Source organism: Nocardia sp. NPDC047038 (assembly GCF_040644075.1).
GTDB classification, from domain to species: Bacteria; Actinomycetota; Actinomycetes; order Mycobacteriales; family Mycobacteriaceae; genus Nocardia; species Nocardia sichangensis.
This window is the reverse complement of sequence record NZ_JBEYVQ010000011.1, coordinates 53,782-71,562: the sequence shown is the minus strand read 5'-3', so window position 1 is coordinate 71,562 and position 17,781 is coordinate 53,782. Positions and strand designations below refer to the sequence as shown.

At 68.7% G+C, this 17,781-nt stretch carries 18 protein-coding genes; 11 read left to right on the top strand and 7 right to left on the bottom strand.

The window, feature by feature from the left end; genetic code table 11:
- The first annotated feature begins 33 nt into the window (after nucleotides 1-33).
- Both ABZ824_RS28750 and ABZ824_RS28745 read left to right on the top strand, forming a co-directional pair.
- Nucleotides 34-1,062 carry a transglycosylase SLT domain-containing protein gene (locus tag ABZ824_RS28750; protein WP_356966689.1) on the top strand — a complete coding sequence of 343 codons (1,029 nt, stop codon included), beginning with the start codon at nucleotides 34-36 and terminating at the stop codon, nucleotides 1,060-1,062.
- A 217-nt stretch (nucleotides 1,063-1,279) separates the two neighbouring features.
- On the top strand, nucleotides 1,280-2,944 hold the full coding sequence (locus ABZ824_RS28745) for a hypothetical protein (protein ID WP_356966687.1): 1,665 nt from the start codon (nucleotides 1,280-1,282) through the stop codon (nucleotides 2,942-2,944).
- A 171-nt stretch (nucleotides 2,945-3,115) separates the two neighbouring features.
- On the opposite strand, the gene ABZ824_RS28740 is transcribed toward ABZ824_RS28745, so the two are convergent.
- Nucleotides 3,116-3,454: a VOC family protein gene (locus tag ABZ824_RS28740; RefSeq protein ID WP_356966685.1), complete on the bottom strand. Its 339-nt coding sequence runs from the start codon at nucleotides 3,452-3,454 to the stop codon at nucleotides 3,116-3,118.
- A 140-nt stretch (nucleotides 3,455-3,594) separates the two neighbouring features.
- Here ABZ824_RS28740 and ABZ824_RS28735 point away from each other — a divergent pair, with 140 nt between their 5' ends.
- From ABZ824_RS28735 to ABZ824_RS28705, 7 genes are all read left to right on the top strand, one after another.
- Complete coding sequence (locus ABZ824_RS28735) at nucleotides 3,595-4,989, top strand: ATP-binding protein (protein WP_355078642.1); 1,395 nt, start codon at nucleotides 3,595-3,597, stop codon at nucleotides 4,987-4,989.
- A 25-nt stretch (nucleotides 4,990-5,014) separates the two neighbouring features.
- Entirely contained in the window at nucleotides 5,015-6,964 is a 1,950-nt protein-coding gene (locus ABZ824_RS28730) for a VWA domain-containing protein (protein ID WP_356966683.1), read from the top strand.
- Between the two features lie 424 nt (nucleotides 6,965-7,388).
- On the top strand, nucleotides 7,389-7,775 hold the full coding sequence (locus ABZ824_RS28725; RefSeq protein ID WP_356966682.1) for a hypothetical protein: 387 nt from the start codon (nucleotides 7,389-7,391) through the stop codon (nucleotides 7,773-7,775).
- Nucleotides 7,765-8,595 carry a hypothetical protein gene (locus ABZ824_RS28720; protein WP_356966680.1) on the top strand — a complete coding sequence of 277 codons (831 nt, stop codon included), beginning with the start codon at nucleotides 7,765-7,767 and terminating at the stop codon, nucleotides 8,593-8,595. The genes ABZ824_RS28725 and ABZ824_RS28720 overlap by 11 nt, the downstream gene beginning before the upstream one ends.
- Entirely contained in the window at nucleotides 8,592-9,068 is a 477-nt protein-coding gene (locus ABZ824_RS28715; protein WP_355078646.1) for a roadblock/LC7 domain-containing protein, read from the top strand. The genes ABZ824_RS28720 and ABZ824_RS28715 overlap by 4 nt, the downstream gene beginning before the upstream one ends.
- 11 nt (nucleotides 9,069-9,079) lie before the next feature.
- Nucleotides 9,080-9,451, top strand: coding sequence for a hypothetical protein (locus tag ABZ824_RS28710; protein WP_281877699.1), 372 nt, complete (start codon nucleotides 9,080-9,082; stop codon nucleotides 9,449-9,451).
- An 83-nt stretch (nucleotides 9,452-9,534) separates the two neighbouring features.
- On the top strand, nucleotides 9,535-10,119 hold the full coding sequence (locus ABZ824_RS28705; RefSeq protein WP_356966677.1) for an NAD(P)H-dependent oxidoreductase: 585 nt from the start codon (nucleotides 9,535-9,537) through the stop codon (nucleotides 10,117-10,119).
- A gap of 140 nt (nucleotides 10,120-10,259) precedes the next feature.
- Here the strand turns inward: ABZ824_RS28705 and ABZ824_RS28700 are convergent, their stop codons facing one another.
- Nucleotides 10,260-10,742, bottom strand: a complete 483-nt coding sequence (locus ABZ824_RS28700) for a MarR family winged helix-turn-helix transcriptional regulator (RefSeq protein WP_355078648.1) — start codon at nucleotides 10,740-10,742, stop codon at nucleotides 10,260-10,262.
- 71 nt (nucleotides 10,743-10,813) lie between these two features.
- Here ABZ824_RS28700 and ABZ824_RS28695 point away from each other — a divergent pair, with 71 nt between their 5' ends.
- Nucleotides 10,814-12,271 carry an MFS transporter gene (locus ABZ824_RS28695; protein WP_356966675.1) on the top strand — a complete coding sequence of 486 codons (1,458 nt, stop codon included), beginning with the start codon at nucleotides 10,814-10,816 and terminating at the stop codon, nucleotides 12,269-12,271.
- A 9-nt stretch (nucleotides 12,272-12,280) separates the two neighbouring features.
- Here ABZ824_RS28695 and ABZ824_RS28690 read toward each other — a convergent pair whose 3' ends face one another.
- On the bottom strand, nucleotides 12,281-13,252 hold the full coding sequence (locus tag ABZ824_RS28690) for a WYL domain-containing protein (RefSeq protein WP_356966673.1): 972 nt from the start codon (nucleotides 13,250-13,252) through the stop codon (nucleotides 12,281-12,283).
- Between the two features lie 88 nt (nucleotides 13,253-13,340).
- On the opposite strand from ABZ824_RS28690, the gene ABZ824_RS28685 reads away from it, so the two are divergent.
- Nucleotides 13,341-13,982, top strand: coding sequence for a TIGR03086 family metal-binding protein (locus ABZ824_RS28685; protein ID WP_356966671.1), 642 nt, complete (start codon nucleotides 13,341-13,343; stop codon nucleotides 13,980-13,982).
- A 148-nt stretch (nucleotides 13,983-14,130) separates the two neighbouring features.
- Here the strand turns inward: ABZ824_RS28685 and ABZ824_RS28680 are convergent, their stop codons facing one another.
- The 4 genes from ABZ824_RS28680 to ABZ824_RS28665 are packed head-to-tail and all read right to left on the bottom strand — an operon-like array spanning nucleotide 14,131 to nucleotide 17,705.
- The gene (locus ABZ824_RS28680; RefSeq protein WP_356966669.1) at nucleotides 14,131-15,105 is read right to left on the bottom strand and encodes a glycine betaine ABC transporter substrate-binding protein; all 975 of its coding nucleotides are present in this window, start codon (nucleotides 15,103-15,105) and stop codon (nucleotides 14,131-14,133) included.
- Nucleotides 15,102-15,866 (bottom strand): ABC transporter permease subunit, encoded by a 765-nt coding sequence (locus ABZ824_RS28675; RefSeq protein WP_356966667.1) that lies wholly within the window; start codon nucleotides 15,864-15,866, stop codon nucleotides 15,102-15,104. Before ABZ824_RS28675 ends, ABZ824_RS28680 begins: the two co-directional genes overlap by 4 nt.
- Entirely contained in the window at nucleotides 15,863-17,062 is a 1,200-nt protein-coding gene (locus tag ABZ824_RS28670; RefSeq protein WP_356966665.1) for an ATP-binding cassette domain-containing protein, read from the bottom strand. Before ABZ824_RS28670 ends, ABZ824_RS28675 begins: the two co-directional genes overlap by 4 nt.
- A complete protein-coding gene (locus ABZ824_RS28665) occupies nucleotides 17,055-17,705 on the bottom strand; it encodes an ABC transporter permease (protein WP_355078669.1) in 651 nt (216 codons plus the stop codon). Before ABZ824_RS28665 ends, ABZ824_RS28670 begins: the two co-directional genes overlap by 8 nt.
- Between the last annotated feature and the right edge of the window lie 76 nt (nucleotides 17,706-17,781).

Below are 17,781 nucleotides of genomic sequence, written 5' to 3'. Positions count from 1 at the left end.
AAGGCCGCGGCCGACCGGGGCTGGGGTGTCTCGATGAGCACCGAGCGCTGGGTGGTGAAGCTGGACCCGCCCGCGGACGCGAGCCCCGGCCTGAAGGCGGTCATCGAAGTGGGCCGCCAGACGATCCAGACGTCGGCGGATCTGCTGGCGACGGGTTCGCCTTCGCAGGCGCCGGATGTGGTCAAGTTGCTGCGCGACGAGAAGCTCGTCACCGGTGACGAGAAGAAGTCGGTCTTGGCCGAGGGTTACGCCAACCGGGCGCAGGAGTTCGACGACATCAAGAACGACATCCGCAAGCAAGACGACAACGTCGACTTTTCCGCCTACGGCACCTACGACATCTCCAGCGGCACCTTCGCCGCTATCAAGCAGCACGTCAAAGATTTGCAGGCGACGCTGGACGCGGCTCCCGGGGCGAGCCCGGGCAAGCAGTACATCGCTACGGACATCGAGATCAGGCTGGCGAACGCCGTGCTGAAGACGATCGACGACGTACACGACGAAATCGCGAAGGCCACCGATCGCGTCCAAGCGCACGCGAACAACATCGACGGCTCAGCGCCCACCTACAGCCCGGCATCGGCGGGCGGCAACTACGTGCCGAGCAACTACATGCAGCGCAGTTATTCACCCGGACCTGGCTTCGTGCCTGCCGCGACAACTGCCGATTACGCCCGCTACCAGGGCAGCGTCTCGGTCGACGCCGCTATCGAAGGCGCGCTCGACGCGCTCGGCATCACCGACCCGGTGGCCCGCGAGTACTGGAAGCGCGGCTACCGGGTTCTGATCGAACGGGAATCCGGCGGAAATCCGAACGCCGTCAACAACTGGGACAGCAACGCTGCCGCCGGACACGCGTCCAGGGGACTTACCCAGACCATCCCAGGCACCTTCCAGGCCTATCACGTGGGGGGAACGTCGAACAACATTCACGACCCGGTAGCCAATGTCGCCGCCAGCATGAACTACGTCATGGAACGGTACGACGTCTCCCGGGACGGCCACGACCTGCAGGCCAAGGTCCAGCAAGCGGATCCGAACCGTTCGCCGAAGGGCTACTGAGCGCGGGCCGGATGGGCCGACCGAGTCGGAACCCGACTCTGTCCTGGGGGATTCGTCCCGCTGCCCTCGAGTAGTCTCGATTGCTCGTCGGGTCGAACGGATTTCGATGACGAGTTATCTTTTCGTTCTCGGCCGGGTCGGTCGTCCGGTTCGACGGCCGAGGCAGCGATGGCGCGCTGCGTCTGGAACACTCGACCGTCGGAAAGGTTCTTTGCTGATGTTCCGTCGTTTCACGACCAACGCGCCCGCCGGGGCGTCGCCGATGGATGATCTGGTGGCAGGCGCGCTGCCGGATCGGGTGCAGATCGCGCATGAGCGATTGGCCCACCAGGACGATCCGGCGCTGCTCGAAGCATTATCGGAGCGTGAGCTCGCCGCCTCTCGCGAGTTGGCCGAGCTCGTGCGTGACTATGAACGCCACGAGAAACGGGCGCGCATCCAGGCGGCCGCCGACGCCGCGGAGCGGGTGCGGCGCACGGCAGCCGAGCTGGCCGAACGGGAAGCCGCCGACTTGCTGCGGGCCGCCCAGGCGATCGGTGAGCAGCGGCACAGCAGCAGCCCGCACGCGAAAGTCGCCCGCCTGCATCAGCGCAAGCCGCGGGTGCTGGGATTGCTGGCCGGAGTCGTCGCGTTCTCGATGCTGTTCTCCGCGGTGACGGTGCAGCAGAACATCGCGCCGTCCGGCGGTGTGACCAATCCGATGTTCTGGCTGTCCTACGGTCTGGAAGCGCTGATCAGCGCGGTACTCGTCGCGCTGATGCTGTCCACCGGGGACACCGCCGAGTGGGGCGTGATCGATCGGCTGTGGCAGGTCTACACCGTCGAGGGCGTCCTGCTGACGGCGAGTATCGCGTTGAACACGTTTCCCTACATCAGGACGGGCGAGGTGGCCGGGATCGGCATCCACGCGATCGCGCCCATCATGATCGGCGTCGCGCTCGTCACCCACCGGCTCGTCGCCGAGCGATATGGGCGCGCGATCGAGCAGGCGACCGCCGCCGTCCCCGACCACGAAGATCTCCAGGAACGACTGGCGGCGCTCACCCAGGTCGGCGGCGCCGGGAACCAGATCCTGCCGAGCATCCTCATGGAGCCGACAGCTCGCCGTGCGAGCGAATCCGCCGCGAGCGAGCCGCCCGCACCCGTCCTGGAGGGCGCGGCCGCCGAGCCTCCACAGCACGGACAGGGCACCGAGGCAGGGCAGCAGCCCGCCGCGGAAGCACCGATCGCCACGCCCTCCGCTGCGGCGCCCGAACTCACGGAGCTGTGGCTGGCAACGACGCGGCTGCCCGCGATCGAACGGCCGTCCGCGGCCGGTGCGGGCGGTCCGGAAGCGCCTGCCGCAGCTGGTCCGGACGAAGCTGTCCTGGACGCACGTCTGGCGGCGGCGGTGCGACAGACGCTCGACCGGATTCGCACCGGCAGGCAGGCGGAGCCGGGCGAGCAGTCGGTGGAGCCTTCCGTGCCCGAGCCGAGTGCCCCCGGATTCGCGGAGGCGGCCCACGAGCATGGTGCGCGCGGCGAGACCGCCGAGGCGCATCCCGAGTCGACGGCTCACAGCGCGGCCGAGGCGGTCACCGAACATATCGCGCTGTCGGCGGCCCCCGAGGTGCACCCCGAGTCGAACGCCGTTGGCACGGTGGAGCCCACCGGGCACGTCGCGCTCTTGGAGGCTGCCGCGACGCGTTCGGAGTCGAATGGTCGTGCGCTGGAGCCGGGCATGGCCCAGCACTACGCACCCGATGGCAACGACCACGCGCCGCGGATGGAACAGGTCACGCCGGTCGGTGCCGTGCACCCGTCTCCGGTCGTGCACGAACCGGAGGACCCCGCCGCGACCGCGCCGCACGCGTCCAACGAACCGCAACTCACCACGCGATGACCTGAACGGGACGTAATCGGTTCGGCGACGCACTATTCAGCGAGTCCGGCCGACTTGGCGAGTTCGTTTACGGACCGCCTTGCCGCCTTACCTGCAAACGGACGGCGTGCCGGAGCGCGGACCGAATTGCGGCGCGGCGCACCGCCCACAGTGTCTCGGCGTGGGGCGTTCTCAGCCCTGGGCCTGCAGACTCCAGGTGCGCCCGTCGGGATCGCGCACCGTCATTTCCTTTGTGCCGTAATGGGTTGCCTCGAACGGTGCGACCACGTCGATATCGCTGTTCGGCTGGAACGCGTCGGCGTCGGTGACGGTCAGCACCAGTTGGGTGCGGGGCGTCTGATTGTTCGGGATCTCCGCGATGAAGACATAGGGTCCCTCGCCGTTGCGGAACAGCCCGGAGTTGTGGTCGGTGGTGAATTCCGGCTCATAGCCGAGGGCTAGGAAGAATCTCGCGGTCGCGCCCCAGTTGTGCGTCTCCACGTGGACGCCCTCGATGCCCTTCGTCGTCATATCGCTCTCTCCTCGGGTTGCTTCGGTTGTCCGTGATGTCGTCCTGATCGGCGCGCCATCCAAGCTAGCATGCTAGCAATCTAGCGTCCATCGATTTCTTTCGGTCGACCCGATGGCGGAATGGACGTAGCGTCGAATTCGTGAAAGTTCCCGAACACCTGCCCACGACCGCGGGCGAGCTACGTTCGGCCGGCTACCTGCCGCGTGGCGTGAAGACCGAGATCCGCGAGAACCTCCTGACCCTGCTGAGTTCCGGTGGCGACCCGTGGCCCGGCATCGTCGGGTTCGACCGGACGGTCGTGCCGCAGCTGGAACGCGCCCTGCTGGCGGGACACGACGTCGTGCTGCTCGGTGAGCGCGGCCAGGGCAAGACCCGGCTGCTGCGTACCCTGGTCGGCCTGCTGGACGAATGGACGCCCGTGATCGCGGGCGCCGAACTGGGCGAACATCCGCTCGACCCGATCAGCCCCGCCGGTCGTAGGCTGGCCGCCGAACTCGGCGACGAGCTGCCCGTCACGTGGCGGCATCGCTCGCAGCGGTACGCCGAGAAGCTCGCCACGCCGGACACTTCCGTCGGCGACCTGATCGGCGATGTCGACCCGGTGAAGGTGGCCGAGGGCCGCAGTCTCGGTGACCCCGAGACCATCCATTTCGGACTTGTCCCGCGCGCGCATCGCGGCATCGTGGCGATCAACGAGTTGCCAGATCTCGCCGAACGTATCCAGGTCGCGTTGCTGAACGTGATGGAGGAACGCGACATCCAGGTCCGCGGCTACACCCTGCGCCTTCCGCTGGACGTGCTGCTGGTCGCCACCGCCAACCCGGAGGACTACACCAACCGCGGCCGGATCATCACGCCGCTGAAAGACCGCTTCGGCGCGGAGATTCGCACTCACTACCCGCTCAGCGTGGAGGCCGAGGTGGCGCTGGTGCGCCAGGAGGCCGAGCTCGTTGCCGAAGTGGGCGACCCGCTGATCGAGGTGCTCGCCCGGTTCGTGCGGCAATTGCGCGAGTCGTCCGCGATCGACCAGCGGTCCGGCGTATCCGCTCGTTTCGCCGTGGCCGCGGCCGAGACGGTGGCCGCGGCGGCTTTGCGCAGGTCTGCGGTGACGGGGGAGAGCCCTGCCGTGGCGCGTCCGGTCGACCTGGAATCCGTTCCCGCCGTCTTGCGCGGCAAGCTGGAATTCGAGTCCGGCGAGGAGGGGCGTGAGCAGGAACATCTCACCCATCTGCTGCGCCGCTCGTTCTCCGAGACCGCGCGGGCCCTGCTCGGCGGATTGAATCTGCGGCCGCTGGCCGAGGCGGTCGGGGACGGGCATCTGGTCACCACCGGCGAACGCGTGCCCGGCGCGGAGGTCCTCTCGGCGTTGCCCGAACTGCCGGTCCTGCACGAGGTGGCCGGACGGCTCGGCGTCGACGCTGCCGATCCGCCGCCGCGGATCGCCTCGGCCGTCGAGTTCGCGCTGGAGGCGCTCTACCTGGCCCGGCAGATCGCGAAGGACTCCGACGACGGTCTGGCGGTGTACGGCCGATGACCGCCGCTGTTCCCGGCGAGGCATCGTGACCAACCCCGATCGCTACTCCTACGGCCCCTACCACGAGGGGCCCGATCCCTTGGCGCCCCCGCTGGACCTGCGCGAGGCACTGGACCAGATCGGTCGCGACGTGATGGAGGGCAGCTCGCCACGCAACGCCCTGCAAGAGCTGCTGCGGCGCGGCACCCGCGGCACGCCGGGATTGGAGGAGCTGACTCGCCGGTTGTGGCAGCGCCGCGCGGAGATCGCTCGCAGCCACCGGCTGGACGGCACGTTGCAGCAGGTCCGGGAACTGCTGGAGGAGGCGCTGGAAGCCGAGCGCGGCGCACTGTTCCCCGACCCCTCCGACGACGCCAGGTTCGCCGAAGCGCAGCTGGACGCCCTGCCGTCGAGCACGGCCGCGGCCGTCACCGAACTCGCCGACTACGCCTGGCGATCGGAGACCGGCCGCGAGAATTATCAGAAGATCCGTGACCTGCTCGGCCGCGAGCTGCTGGAATCGCGCTTCCAGGGCATGAAACAGGCTTTGCGGAACACCACCCCGGAGGACGTCGAGCGGGTCGGACAGATGATGTCCGACCTCAACGACCTGCTCGCCGCCCATGCCAGGGGCGAGAACACCGAGCAGCGGTTCGCCGAGTTCATGGCCGAGCACGGCGAGTTCTTCCCCGAGAACCCGCGCGACACCGAGGAATTGATCGACGCGCTCGCGGCCCGAGCCGCCGCCGCGCAGCGCATGATGAATTCGATGACCGAGCAGCAGCGCGCGGAGCTGTCCGAGTTGATCGGCCAGGCGTTCGGCGATCCGGCGATCGCCCAGCAGGTCGCCGCGCTGGACGCGCATCTGCGGGCGCTGCGTCCCGGTGAGGACTGGAACTCCGCGCGGCGGTTTCGCGGCGAGGATCCGCTCGGCCTCGGCGCGGGCGCGCAGGCCCTGCAAGATCTCGCCGAACTCGACGCGCTCGCCGAGCAACTCGGCCAGACCTACGCGGGCGCCCGGCTGGAGGACATCGATCTGGACGCGCTGGAGCGCCACCTCGGCGCGGACGCGAGCGTGGACGCCGCGCGGCTGGCCGAACTGGAACGCGAATTGCGCAGGCAAGGCATCTTCGAACGGGCGCAGGACGGCTCGCTCCGGTTGACGCCCAAGGCTTTGCGGCGTCTCGGCGAGGTGGCGCTGCGTGATGTCGTCGGGCGCTTGCGGTCTCGGCGCGGCGAACGGGACACCGCCGCGGCCGGCGCCGCGGGCGAGCCGACCGGCGGCTCCCGGGCCTGGCGCTTCGGTGATACCGAGCCGTGGGACGTGTCGCGGACCGTGCGCAATGCCGTGCTGCGGTCGGCGTCGACGGGTAATCGCCAGGTGCGGCTGGACGTTTCCGACGTCGAGATCATGGAGACCGAGCAGCGCTCCAGGGCCGCCGTCGCGCTGTGCGTCGACACGTCCTGGTCGATGGTGCAGGACGGCAGATGGGTGCCGATGAAGCGCACCGCTCTCGCGCTGCACCACCTGATCGGCACCCGGTTCCGCTCCGACGCGTTGAGCGTGATCACCTTCGGTAGGCACGCGACGACCGTGGACATCGGCGAACTCACCGCGCTGGAAGGCGTTTGGGAACAGGGCACCAATCTGCACCACGCACTGCTGCTGGCCGCGGCGCACCTGCGCAGGCACCCGGACGCGGTGCCGGTCGTGCTCGTGGTCACCGACGGTGAGCCGACCGCGCACCTGGAGCCGGACGGGGAGACCTACTTCAACTGGCCACCCGCGCAACGCACGCTGGCAGTGACGATGGCGCAGGTCGACGCCTTGGCCAAGCTGGGTGCGTCGGTGACGGTGTTCATGCTCGGCGAGGACCCGCGCCTGGCCGCGTTAGTCGACCTGGTGGCCCGCCGCAGCGGCGGCCGGGTGGTGGCGCCCGGCCTGGACGGCTTGGGCGCCGCCGTGGTCAGCGACTACCTGCGTGGCAGGCGCTGAAGTCGCGGCTTCGCGGGCGGGCAGTGCGGCCGATCTGGTGATTGCTGCGAGATCACTACTTGCCCTTGCCGTCTCCGGGCAGGTCCCTGCCGCCGTGCGCCGCGCACAGCGAGAAGACTCGCGCGGCTGTGTCGTTCCGGCGGTACACGTTCGTGCGTGCGCGGACGCAGGCGTGCCGGGAAAGTGGCACGGGGGCCGTCGAGCGGCCGTATCGAGGATTTATTGTGGCCGGGTCGGCGTGTCGGAAAACGAAAACCGAAGGGTATGAATACCAATAGGTATTTGATACCGAAAGGTATTTATCGTGCGTTTCCAGGGACGACGTTTTTTACCGGAAATTTCTCACCGATTTGCTGTACATCGCGCGGTGCCCGTGTGTAGCGTCTGGAACCCGTAAACCCCCTCACATGACAAGTGGTGGCGCGTGATCGGAATCGACGGTTGTCTGAAACGCATCATGGATATTCCCGGTGCGCGCAGCGTGACGCTGGTGGATGGTGCGAGCGGTCTGGCGATCGCCGCCGACGGCAGGCACGACCTGGTGGACGAGCACGAAGATGCCGCTGCCACAACGGATGTGGTGCGCGCGGTGCTCGCCTGTCCGGCATTGTCGACCGACGGCGACGACGTCACCGAGATCATCGTCTACGGCACCCGCGGATATCACCTGTTGAACCTGGTGAACGGCGACTTCGACGGACGGCTTTTCGTGCACGTGCTGTTCGACGAGGACGCCGGAAATCTCGCGATGGCGCGATACCAACTGCACGGAATTCTCGACGAATTGGCCGAGGACGCGCATGAGTCCTGAACTCGCGGTCGAATTGCGGCGGTTGGAGCAGGAAGGACGTACGGGGGTGCTGCACGCGGGCGACGGTGCTTTCCATCTCGCCGAAGGCGCGATCGTTTCCGCCGACTGTCGTCGCACCACCGGGCTGGACCGGCTGGTCGTCGAAGCGGGCGTGGCGACCGCCGAGGACTGGCGGCGCGCCGATGCGGGCGATCCCGGCCGTGTGCTGGGACGGCCACGGCTGGAAACCCTCGCGATGCTCTCGGTCTTCGACGCCGCCTATTTCTTGCTGGCCTCGCCCGCCGTCCCGGAGTTCCGCCCGGCCCCACCGCACTGGCTGGCCCCCGTCTGTCACATCACGCCCCGTGCTCTCGTGCAGGAGTGCGCGCGGCGCGGCGATCCCGAGTCCGGGCCGTGGCCCGCCGACCTGGTCGATCGCGTCCCGGTCGTGCCGGTCCGCCGAGTGCGGCGACGGCGTTTGGTGCTCACCGGAGGGCAGGCGGAGGTGCTGGCCGCCGCGGATGGCAGGCGCAGCGTCGCGGAGATCGGTCGCGAACTCGGCCGTACCACCTACGGATGTCTGGTGGCGGTGCGGGATCTGACCGCGGCGGGCTTGATCGAGCCGCCCCTCGCGACGCCGGTCCCGGTGGCCGGGCCGGTCGGGCTCGAGCCGGTGCGCCCCGAGTCCGTAGCGGTCGCGCCTGTGCTCGCCGAGCCGGGCCGGCTTCCCCGCCGCCGTGGCAGGCACTCGGCGCCACCGGTCCCGGTCGCCGATCGGTTGGAGCCGCCCGACCGGGACCTGCTCGTCCGCCTGCAAGCGGCTTTGGAGGAGCTCGCGTGACCACGCGGAAGAAACTGCTCGGCGATTGGATGGGAAGGTTGACCAAGGTGGCGATGTCCGGACCCGAACCGAACGCGGCGGTGCTCACGGAGTTGAAAGCGCTGCGCAATCGAGTTCCGCGACTGACCGGCGCGCTGGTCGCGTCCAACGACGGACTGTTGGTCGCCCATGATCTGCCCGCGCAGATCGAGCCGAACGGGATGGCCGCCATGGCCGCCTCGCAGCTGTCGCTGTCCCACCGGCTTGCCACCACCGCGCACGGCGGCGGGTTCAGCGAGGTCGTGGTCCACGGCACCGGAGGGCACGTGGTCATCTACGCGGCGGGCTGGACGTCGCTGACCGTTTTGGCCGCCCCCGAGGTGAACATCGGCAGGCTGCATCTGGAATCCCGTCCGGCGGCCCGCGCGATCGCCGACTTGCTGACGTCGGTGACCACCGACGCGGGAAGCGAACAAGCAACGAAAACCCACTGAAAGGAAAGCATATGTCCAATATGGATCTGGCCCTCAAAGACATGATGGTGATCGACGGCGCGATCGGCGCCGCCGTCGTCGACTACAACAGCGGCATGGCGCTGGGCATGCTCGGCAGCTCCAAGTCCCTGGACCTCCAGGTCGCGGGTGCGGGCAACACCGAGGTGGTGCGCGCCAAGATGCGCACCATGGACCAGCTGGGGCTCAAAGAGGACATCGAGGACATCCTCATCACGCTGTCCGGGCAATATCACATCATCCGGCCGATGACCGGCCGCAAGTCCAAGGGCCTGTTCCTCTACCTGGCCCTGGACCGGGGACGGGCGAATCTGGCGATGGCCCGGCACCGCCTGCGGGGGATCGAAGAGGATCTGGAGGTCTGATCGGCGATCGAGCCGATTTGACCTGAACTGTTGTTCAGGTTCGACGCTGTTCTGGACACCGAACACGTCGAAGGGAATCCACCATGTCCGACCATCCGATCCAGCTCGCCCTGATCGTCGGCAGCACTCGAGCGGGCCGCTTCGGACCGACCGTCGCCAAGTGGTTCGCCGCTCACGCCGAGCGGCGCGACGACGTCAACGTCGACGTTGTCGACCTGGCCGAAACGCCTCTGCCGGAACAGCTTTCCCATCACCCCGAACCCGAGGCGGCGCGGGCGCTGGCAGCGGTCGGCCCCCGCCTGGCCGCGGCGGACGGGTTCGTCGTCGTGACACCCGAGTACAACCACAGTTATCCGGCGTCGGTCAAGAACGCCATCGACTGGCATTACACCGAATGGCGGGCCAAGCCGGTGGGATTCGTGTCCTACGGCGGCATATCCGGTGGCTTGCGCGCGGTGGAGCACCTCAGGCAGGTGTTCGCCGAGCTGCACGCGGTCACCGTGCGCGACACGGTGAGCTTCCACGACGCGGGCAGGCGGTTCGATGCCGCGGGGCAGCCGACGGATCCGGAAATGCCGGTGGCCGCGGCCGATCAACTGCTCGGCCAGCTGGTCTGGTGGGGCCGCGCGCTGCGGTCGGCCCGCGCCGACCATCCCTACACCGCATGACGCTTCTTCCACTCGCCCAAGGTCGGGACCGCGGAGCCTGACGCCGTGGTCCCTGGGGCAAGGGCAAATGGCGGACCTCCGGTTCGATCGGAGGTGCGTAGCCCGTGCGGCGGGCAGCCCGGGTCCCGGCCGATCGTGCGTCACTCCAGCCCGGCTGGGCGCGGCCAGGGGTTGTCCTCCTTGTCCTCGACCGACTGGTTGAAACGCGCGATGAACCTGCTGAACTGGTCGATGTCGGCCTCGGTCCACTCGGCAACCACCGCGCCGATGCCTTGACGGCTCTGCTTTCGGTCGGAGGCCAAAAGATCGAGTCCCTTGGCGCTGGCGCGAATCTTGCGGGCGATGCCGCCGTCGGGGTCGGGCACCCGGTCGACCAACCCTTGCTTGCGCATGGCTCCGACCTGCCGGTTGATCGTCGAAACGTCCAGTTGAAACGCTTCGGACAGCTCACGCAGGCTCAGCGGATGGTCCAGTTCCAGTCTGGTCAGGATCAGGTACGCCGAGCGGTCGAGCTGGAAGCCGGGACGCCGGAGCACCGCGGCGGGGAAGTGCCTCGACAGCAGTGACAGCTCGAAGACGAGGCGGTACAGCGCCGCGTTGTCGCCGGGGCCGGATTCGGACATACCACACTATGTCGCGAGGATCACGTACTTACCAAATTGTGCAGCATACACACCATATGTACCGTGCACATGTGACTGTAGCTGCCGACGCGTCCTCGAGCGTCTCTGAATCCGGCGACCGGCCCCGTCCCTCGTCGGCACTGCTCATCGCGACGCTCGGCATGGTCGGTGTCGTCGTCTCCCTCATGCAGACGCTGGTCATCCCGATCATTCCGTCGCTGCCCACGCTGTTGCACACCTCCGCGTCCAACGCCTCCTGGGTCGTGACGGCCACGCTGCTGGCCGGCGCGGTGGCGACCCCGATCAGCGGCCGTCTGGGCGATATGTTCGGCAAGCGGCGCGTCTTGTTCGCGAATCTTCTTCTGCTGATCGCCGGTTCGGTGGTCTGCGCGTCCTTCTCCACCCTGGTGCCCGAGATCGTCGGTCGCTCGCTGCAAGGCGCTGCGGTCGGCGCCATCCCGCTCGGCATCAGCATCATGCGCGACGAATTGCCCGCCGAGCGGGTGGGTTCGGCGATGGCGATCATGAGCGCCACGCTCGGCGTCGGCGGCGCGATCGGCCTGCCGGTCGCGGCGGCCATCGCGCAGAACGCCGACTGGCACGTGCTGTTCTGGACCTCCGCCGCGCTCGGCGTCGTGTGCGCCGTCCTGGTTTTCGTGTTCGTCGCAGAGTCGCCGGTCCGCACGCCCGCCCGCTTCGACTTCGGCGGCGCCATCGGTTTGTCGGTAGCGCTGCTCGCGCTGCTCGTCGCGATCACGAAAGGCGCGGACTGGGGTTGGGCCAGCGCGCGGATCCTGACCCTGTTCGCGGTGTCGGTGGTGGTGTTCCTCGGCTGGGGTGCTTTCGAACTGCGGCAGCGTTCACCGCTGGTAGACCTGCGGGTCTCGGCGCGGCCGAGGGTGCTGTTCACCAACGCGGCCTCGATCGCCGTCGGATTCTCGCTCTACGGCATGTCGCTGACCTTCCCGCAGCTGCTGATGGCGCCGGAGCAGACCGGATACGGCTTCGGGCTGTCCATGATCACCGCCGGGTTGGCGCTGGCCCCCACCGGCTTCGTGATGATGCTGCTGTCACCGGTGTCGGCGCGGCTGTCGGCCAGCCGCGGGCCCAAGGTCACCCTCGCGCTCGGCTCCGCGGTGATCGCGGTCGGCTATCTGTGCGCGGTGGTGTTGATGAACAGCGTCTGGGAGATCATGCTCGCCGCGGTGATCGTCGCGGGCGGCGTCGGCCTGGCGTACGCGGCGATGCCCGCGCTGATCATGGGCGCGGTGCCGATCACCGAGACCGGCGCGGCCAACGGCCTCAACTCGCTGATGCGCTCGATCGGCACCTCGACCTCGGCCGCGGTGATGAGCGTGGTGCTGGCGCACATGACCATGCGGCTCGGCCCGCACCTGCTGCCCTCGCGCGACGGTTTCCACACCACCTTCCTCATCGCGATGGCCGCGGCGCTGGTCGCGATCGGTCTGACCGCCGTGATCCCGATGCGGAAGACCGCCGACGCGGCGACCACCACCGGGCATTCCTGACGCCTGGGTTCAAGCGTCGGCGACGGCCTCGGTGTACCGGCGGCCCAGGGTGCGGATATGGGCGACGAGTTCCGGCGGGCCGTCGACGCGGAAGTCCATCATCAGCATGGACAGGTAGATGGCGATCGTCTCCAGCGCGTCCGCGCCCGTGTAGAGCACGCAGGTGTCCGCGTCCACCGGCTCGACCACGCCGACGGCGGGATTGATCCTGGCGATGACGGTCTCGGCGGGCGCGAGCACGGTCACCCGGGCCCGCACCCGCCACCCGTTGGTGGCGATGTGGCGCATGACGAAGGCGACAAGGTCGTCGTCGGGAAGCGAACGCGCGGCGAAACGACGGGAACTCGTCTCCGCGCGCAGCACGCGGGCGACCGGTATCGCTCGCCAGGAGTGGTCTTCCAGGCTGTAGGCGACCAGGTACCAGCGGCGTTGCCAGTTGATCAGCCGGTACGGCTCGATCTCGACGGACGACGCGGCCCCGGCCTCGGCGATCCGGACCGTCGCTCCGTCGCGAATGGCGCCGGCGAGGGTGGTGAGCACGGCGGCGGGAACCGGTGCGTCCGGCTCGCGCGACCCCGTCGTGGCCGGGCCGATGGCCGTCGCATCCCGCAGTGCGGATACCTTGCGCTGCAATCGTTTGGGCAGGATCTGATCCAGTTTGCCCAGTGCCTTCGTGACGTGCTCGGCGATGTCCGCGATGCCGGTGGAGCCGTCCTCGGCGAGGCCGACCGCGACCGCCACGGCCACCGCTTCGTCGTCGTCCAGCAGTAGGGGAGGCATGGTCGCGCCGCGGCCGAGCCGGTAGCCGCCGATCGCGCCGCGTCCGGCATGCACCGGGTAGCCCAGTTCGCGCAGCCGCTGAATGTCCTGCCGCAGTGTGCGATCGGTGACGCCGAGGCGCTCGGCCAGCTCCCGGCCGGTGTACGCACGGTCCTGTAGCAGGGCCAGCAATCGCAGCAGACGCGGTGTGGTCGATGCCACTTTCGCCCTCCTAGCTGATTAGGAACAAAAGTAGCCTAATGGCCGAATAGGCTTGTGTCATCAGCGAGAACGACCGAAAGGCTCCGACATGAACGCCACCGCCACCGCCGCCGCGACTCTGCTCCCCGTTTGGCGGGACGTGCTCGCCGATTCCTACCGCGCGCTGGAGAGCGTCGTCGCCGGTGTGCGAGCGGATCAGTGGCACCTGCCCACCCCGTGCTCGGATTGGGATGTGACGCAGGTGCTGCAGCACGCCGTCGGTGACCAGCTGGCCTACGCCCAGGCCCTCGGCATCGGAGAGGGTCCGGCCTACAACCCGTTCGCGCCTTCCGGCACGATCGACGGCGCCCCCGGGGACGCGGTGCGTGCGGCGGTCGAGCAGACCGCCTTCGCCTGGACCACGGTCGACGACGCCACCGAGACCGTGCCGACGCCGCTGCCGCACGGCGCGCTCGCCACTCCGGTGGCCGCGGTCATGTGCGCGCTGGATGCCGGGGTGCACGCCTGGGACATCGCGATCGCGACCGGCCAGCCGTCGCCGTTGACCGACGAACTCGCCGCCGCCCTGCTCATCGCCGCGCGGGCCGCTCACCCCGCGCCCGGCAGCGGCGAGACGGCCGAGATCATCGAGCCGCTGCGTCAGTGGGGTGCTTTCGCCGCGATCGTCGACGGTCCGGCCGACGGCGCTCTCGGAGAGCTCTTGCGCTACTTGGGCCGCGATCCGCGCTGAACCTGCCTGGCAGGACGCTGGGCTCACCTGGTGAGCCCAGCGGACGGCGTACCGGAGCCTGATCCAGCGATGCGGCGTCCAAACGCCTCAGGGACAGCGGTTTCCTCCGATCAGCTGTTCGGAGGCGTCGCTCTCCACGCGACGGAAATCAGCGCGCGGTGACGAATCCCTGGGTGACCATCCAGTCCCTGGCCACCTCCGCGGGCTCGCGTCCGTCCACGTCGACCTGACGGTTGAGTTCGGTGATGGCCTCGTTGGTGAGGCGCTGCGAGATCGGCGTCAGGATCGTGTCCACCTGCGGATGCGCATCGGCGAAACTCCGGCGCATCACCAGCGCCGCGTTGTACTTCGGGAAGAATCCGCGATCATCTTGCAGCAGAACGAGATTCAGCGCCGGGATGCGTCCGTCGGTGGCCGCGACCGAGCCGAAGCGGCACTGCCTGCCGTCGGCGGTCGCCTGGTAGACCACGGCGTCCTGCACGATCTGCTTGCGGACCTTGCTCGCGTCGATCTCGTACTTGCGGGCCAGGCCGGGAAATCCGTCCTGGCGGACGTTGAACTCGGTGCCGACGCAGATCGCCGCGGCGGCCGGATCGGCGGCGGCCAGTCTGGCGTAGTCCGACAGCGTGCGCACACCGGTCTCCTGGGCGGTGCGGGCGCTCATGACCAGCGCGTAGGTGTTGTTCATCGGCGCGAGCGCCGTCCAGAGCATGCCGTGCGCGGCGAGGTCGGCGTCGCGGACCGCCTGGAACTGGCCGATCTCGTCCGGCACCGGTGTCTCGTTGCCGAGGTAGTTGATCCAGCCCGTTCCGGTGTAGTCGTAGGCGAGGTCGATCTGCCCGTGCAATTGGGCATCTCGCACGCTGTTGGAGCCCTGGATGTTGGTCAGGTCGCGCACCTCGGCGCCCGCCGCCGAGAGAGCGAACTCGATCAGATAGCCGAGGATGTTCTGCTCCGTGAAGTCTTTGGAACCCACCGTGACCTGCACACCCTCCAGTTCGGGCATGGGTCGGATGCTGCCGGGGCCGACTCGAAGCGGCACCGCGCCACCGGATTGCAGCCCGCAGGCGGCCAGCAACGTCAAGCCCAGGCCGAGGGCCAGCGCGCGCCACGCCCGGATCATTTCAGCCCCTTCGGCCCGAGAAACGCTTCGGCGAGCGCGCCGAGCCAGTCCACCAGCAGGGCCAGCGCCACCGCGAGCACCGCGCCGACCACCAGGGTGACGTTGTCGCGCAGCTTGTAGCCGGTGTCGATCAGAATGCCGAGCCCGCCCGCGCTCACCAGGAACGACAGCGTCGCGGTGCCGACCGCGAGCACCAGCGAAGTGCGCAGCCCGGCCAGGATGTAGGGCACCGCGAGCGGGAATTCGATGCGCCGCAACACCGTCACGGCCGACATGCCCTGGCCGCGCCCCGCATCGATGAGCGTCCGGTCCACCTGCTCATAGCCCAGAATGGTGTTGCGCAGCACCGGAAGCAGCGAATAGAACGCGATCGGCGCCACGCCGATCCAGAAGCCGGTGGTACGGGTGGCCAGGTAGAACAGCACGATCAGGCCGATGGCCGGTGCGGCCGCGCCGATATTCGCGATACCGACGAAAACGGGTGTGAGCCGCCGGAATCCCGGTCGCGTGAGCAGGGTTCCGAGCGGGACGGCCACCGCGACGACGATCAGCACCACGGTCGCGGTGATCCGCACGTGCTGCCAGGTGACGGTCGCGACGTTGCCCGCGTTCAGGCTCGCTTGCTGGGTGACGGTCAGGTCGCGGGCGAACGCCCACACCAGCACGCCCGCGGTGAGCACGAGCACGACCACCGGCTGCACGACCAACCGGATGCGCTCGGCCCTGCGCTGGGTGGCGGGTGACGCGGCGGCGGTGGTCATGGTGCGCCGTCCGTCGCGGAACGCCCGGCTCCGTGCTCGGCGCGCAGGGCCGACAGGTGGCCGACCAGGGTGTCGATGGTGATCAGCCCGGCGTACTCGCCGCGCGCGCCGGTCACCACCGCGGTCGCGCTCTGATGGGTGAGCAGGGCTTCGAGCGCGTCCTGCAGCGTCGATTTCAGTGCCAGCGTCTCCGGCACCGGCGTTCCCAGATCGCGCAGCGAATCGGCGTGGGCCAGTTGTTCGGCCGAGACCCAGCGGCGTGGCCTGCCCTGACCGTCCAGTACCAGCGCCCACGGCCAGTCGCGGTCCGCGAGCGCGGCGCGCAACTCGTCGACGGTGTCCTGTTCGGTGGCGGTGGGGCAGTCGCCGAGTTCGACATCCCCGACCCGGGTCAGGGTGAGCTGTTTGAGCGAGGCGTCCGCGCCGACGAAACCGGCGACCGTCTCGTCGGCCGGGTCGGCCAGGATCGCCGCGGGTGTGTCGTATTGCAGGATCCTGGACCGGTCGCCGAGCACGGCGATGCGGTCGCCGAGCTTGACCGCCTCGGTGAAATCGTGGGTGACGAAGACGATCGTCTTGCCGAGTTCGCCTTGCAGCCGCAGCAACTCGTCCTGCAGCAATCCCCGGGTGATCGGATCGACCGCGCCGAACGGCTCGTCCATCAGCAGCACGGGCGGATCTGCCGCCAATGCCCTGGCCACGCCGACGCGCTGCTGCTGGCCGCCGGACAGCTGGCGGGGATAGCGGTCGCGGAAGGTGCCTGGATCGAGACCGACCAGCTCGAGCATCTCGTCGACCCGTGCCGCGACGCGCCGCCGGTCCCAGCCGATCAAGCCCGGTACGGTCGCGACGTTCTTCGCGACGGTCAGGTGCGGGAACAGTCCCGCCTGCTGGATCGAATAGCCGATGCCGCGGCGCAACCGGTCGGGCTGGATCGTGGCCGCGTCGCGGCCGTCGATCGTGATGGTTCCGGAGGTGGGCTCGATCAGCCGGTTGATCATTCGCATGGTGGTGGTCTTGCCACAGCCGGACGGCCCGACCAGGACCACGATCTCGCCGGCCGGGATGGTCAGCGAGACGCTGTCCACGGCCGGATCACGCTGTCCCGGATAGTGTTTGGTCACCGCGTGCAGCACGATCTCGACGCCGGAGACGACGGATGCCGCGCGGCCGTCGCTGGTTTCGGTTTCAGTCACGAATTCCCCTCGAGGTGGTGAGCCGCCCGACCAGGACGTAGATCCCGTCGAGGACGAGTGCGAGGACGACGACGAGGATCGTGCCGACCAGCGCCTGCGGCACCGCGTTCGGGCTGCCCAGGCGCGCGAGTCCGGAGAAGATCAGGTTGCCGAGTCCGGGGCCCTTGGCGTATGCCGCGAGGGCGAGAATCCCCATGATCAGCTGGGTGCTCACCCGCATACCGGCCAGAATCGCGGGCCACGCCAGCGGCAGTTCGATCCGGGCGAGCACCCGCAGCCGGTTCATCCCGACGCCGCGGGCGGCGTCGGTCACGGCCGGATCCACCGAGGCGAGTCCGATGATGGTGTTGCGCATGATCGGCAGCAGCGCGTACACCACGAGCGCGGTGATCGTCGGTGCGACACCGAGACCGAGCACCGGGATCAGCAGGCCGAGCAGCGCGAACGACGGAACGGTGAGCACCGCGCCCGCCAGCGCGGAGGCGATCGACGAGCCGAACGGGCTGCGGTAGACCAGGATTCCGATCAGAACCGAGACCACCGTCGCCAGCAGCACCGATTGCACCACGGCCGAGACGTGCAGGTAGGAGTCGACCAGCAACTGGTGCCGCCGGTGCACGATGAATGTCCACAGCGTGTCCAGGGCCGTACCTCCCCATCGGCTGGTCTCTCCGGAGACTAGCGCGGTTTTCCCGGTGCCGTCCATGATTTCGGCTCCA

Bases quoted from the DNA above. Each gene is read 5' to 3' on its own strand.
- ABZ824_RS28750 (WP_356966689.1), top strand. From the start codon at position 34: ATGAGCACCGAGCGCTGGGTGGTGAAGCTGGACCCGCCCGCGGACGCG.
- ABZ824_RS28745 (WP_356966687.1), top strand. From the start codon at position 1,280: ATGTTCCGTCGTTTCACGACCAACGCGCCCGCCGGGGCGTCGCCGATG.
- ABZ824_RS28740 (WP_356966685.1), bottom strand. From the start codon at position 3,454: ATGACGACGAAGGGCATCGAGGGCGTCCACGTGGAGACGCACAACTGG.
- ABZ824_RS28720 (WP_356966680.1), top strand. From the start codon at position 7,765: ATGAGTCCTGAACTCGCGGTCGAATTGCGGCGGTTGGAGCAGGAAGGA.
- ABZ824_RS28710 (WP_281877699.1), top strand. From the start codon at position 9,080: ATGTCCAATATGGATCTGGCCCTCAAAGACATGATGGTGATCGACGGC.
- ABZ824_RS28705 (WP_356966677.1), top strand. From the start codon at position 9,535: ATGTCCGACCATCCGATCCAGCTCGCCCTGATCGTCGGCAGCACTCGA.
- ABZ824_RS28700 (WP_355078648.1), bottom strand. From the start codon at position 10,742: ATGTCCGAATCCGGCCCCGGCGACAACGCGGCGCTGTACCGCCTCGTC.
- ABZ824_RS28685 (WP_356966671.1), top strand. From the start codon at position 13,341: ATGAACGCCACCGCCACCGCCGCCGCGACTCTGCTCCCCGTTTGGCGG.
- ABZ824_RS28680 (WP_356966669.1), bottom strand. From the start codon at position 15,105: ATGATCCGGGCGTGGCGCGCGCTGGCCCTCGGCCTGGGCTTGACGTTG.
- ABZ824_RS28675 (WP_356966667.1), bottom strand. From the start codon at position 15,866: ATGACCACCGCCGCCGCGTCACCCGCCACCCAGCGCAGGGCCGAGCGC.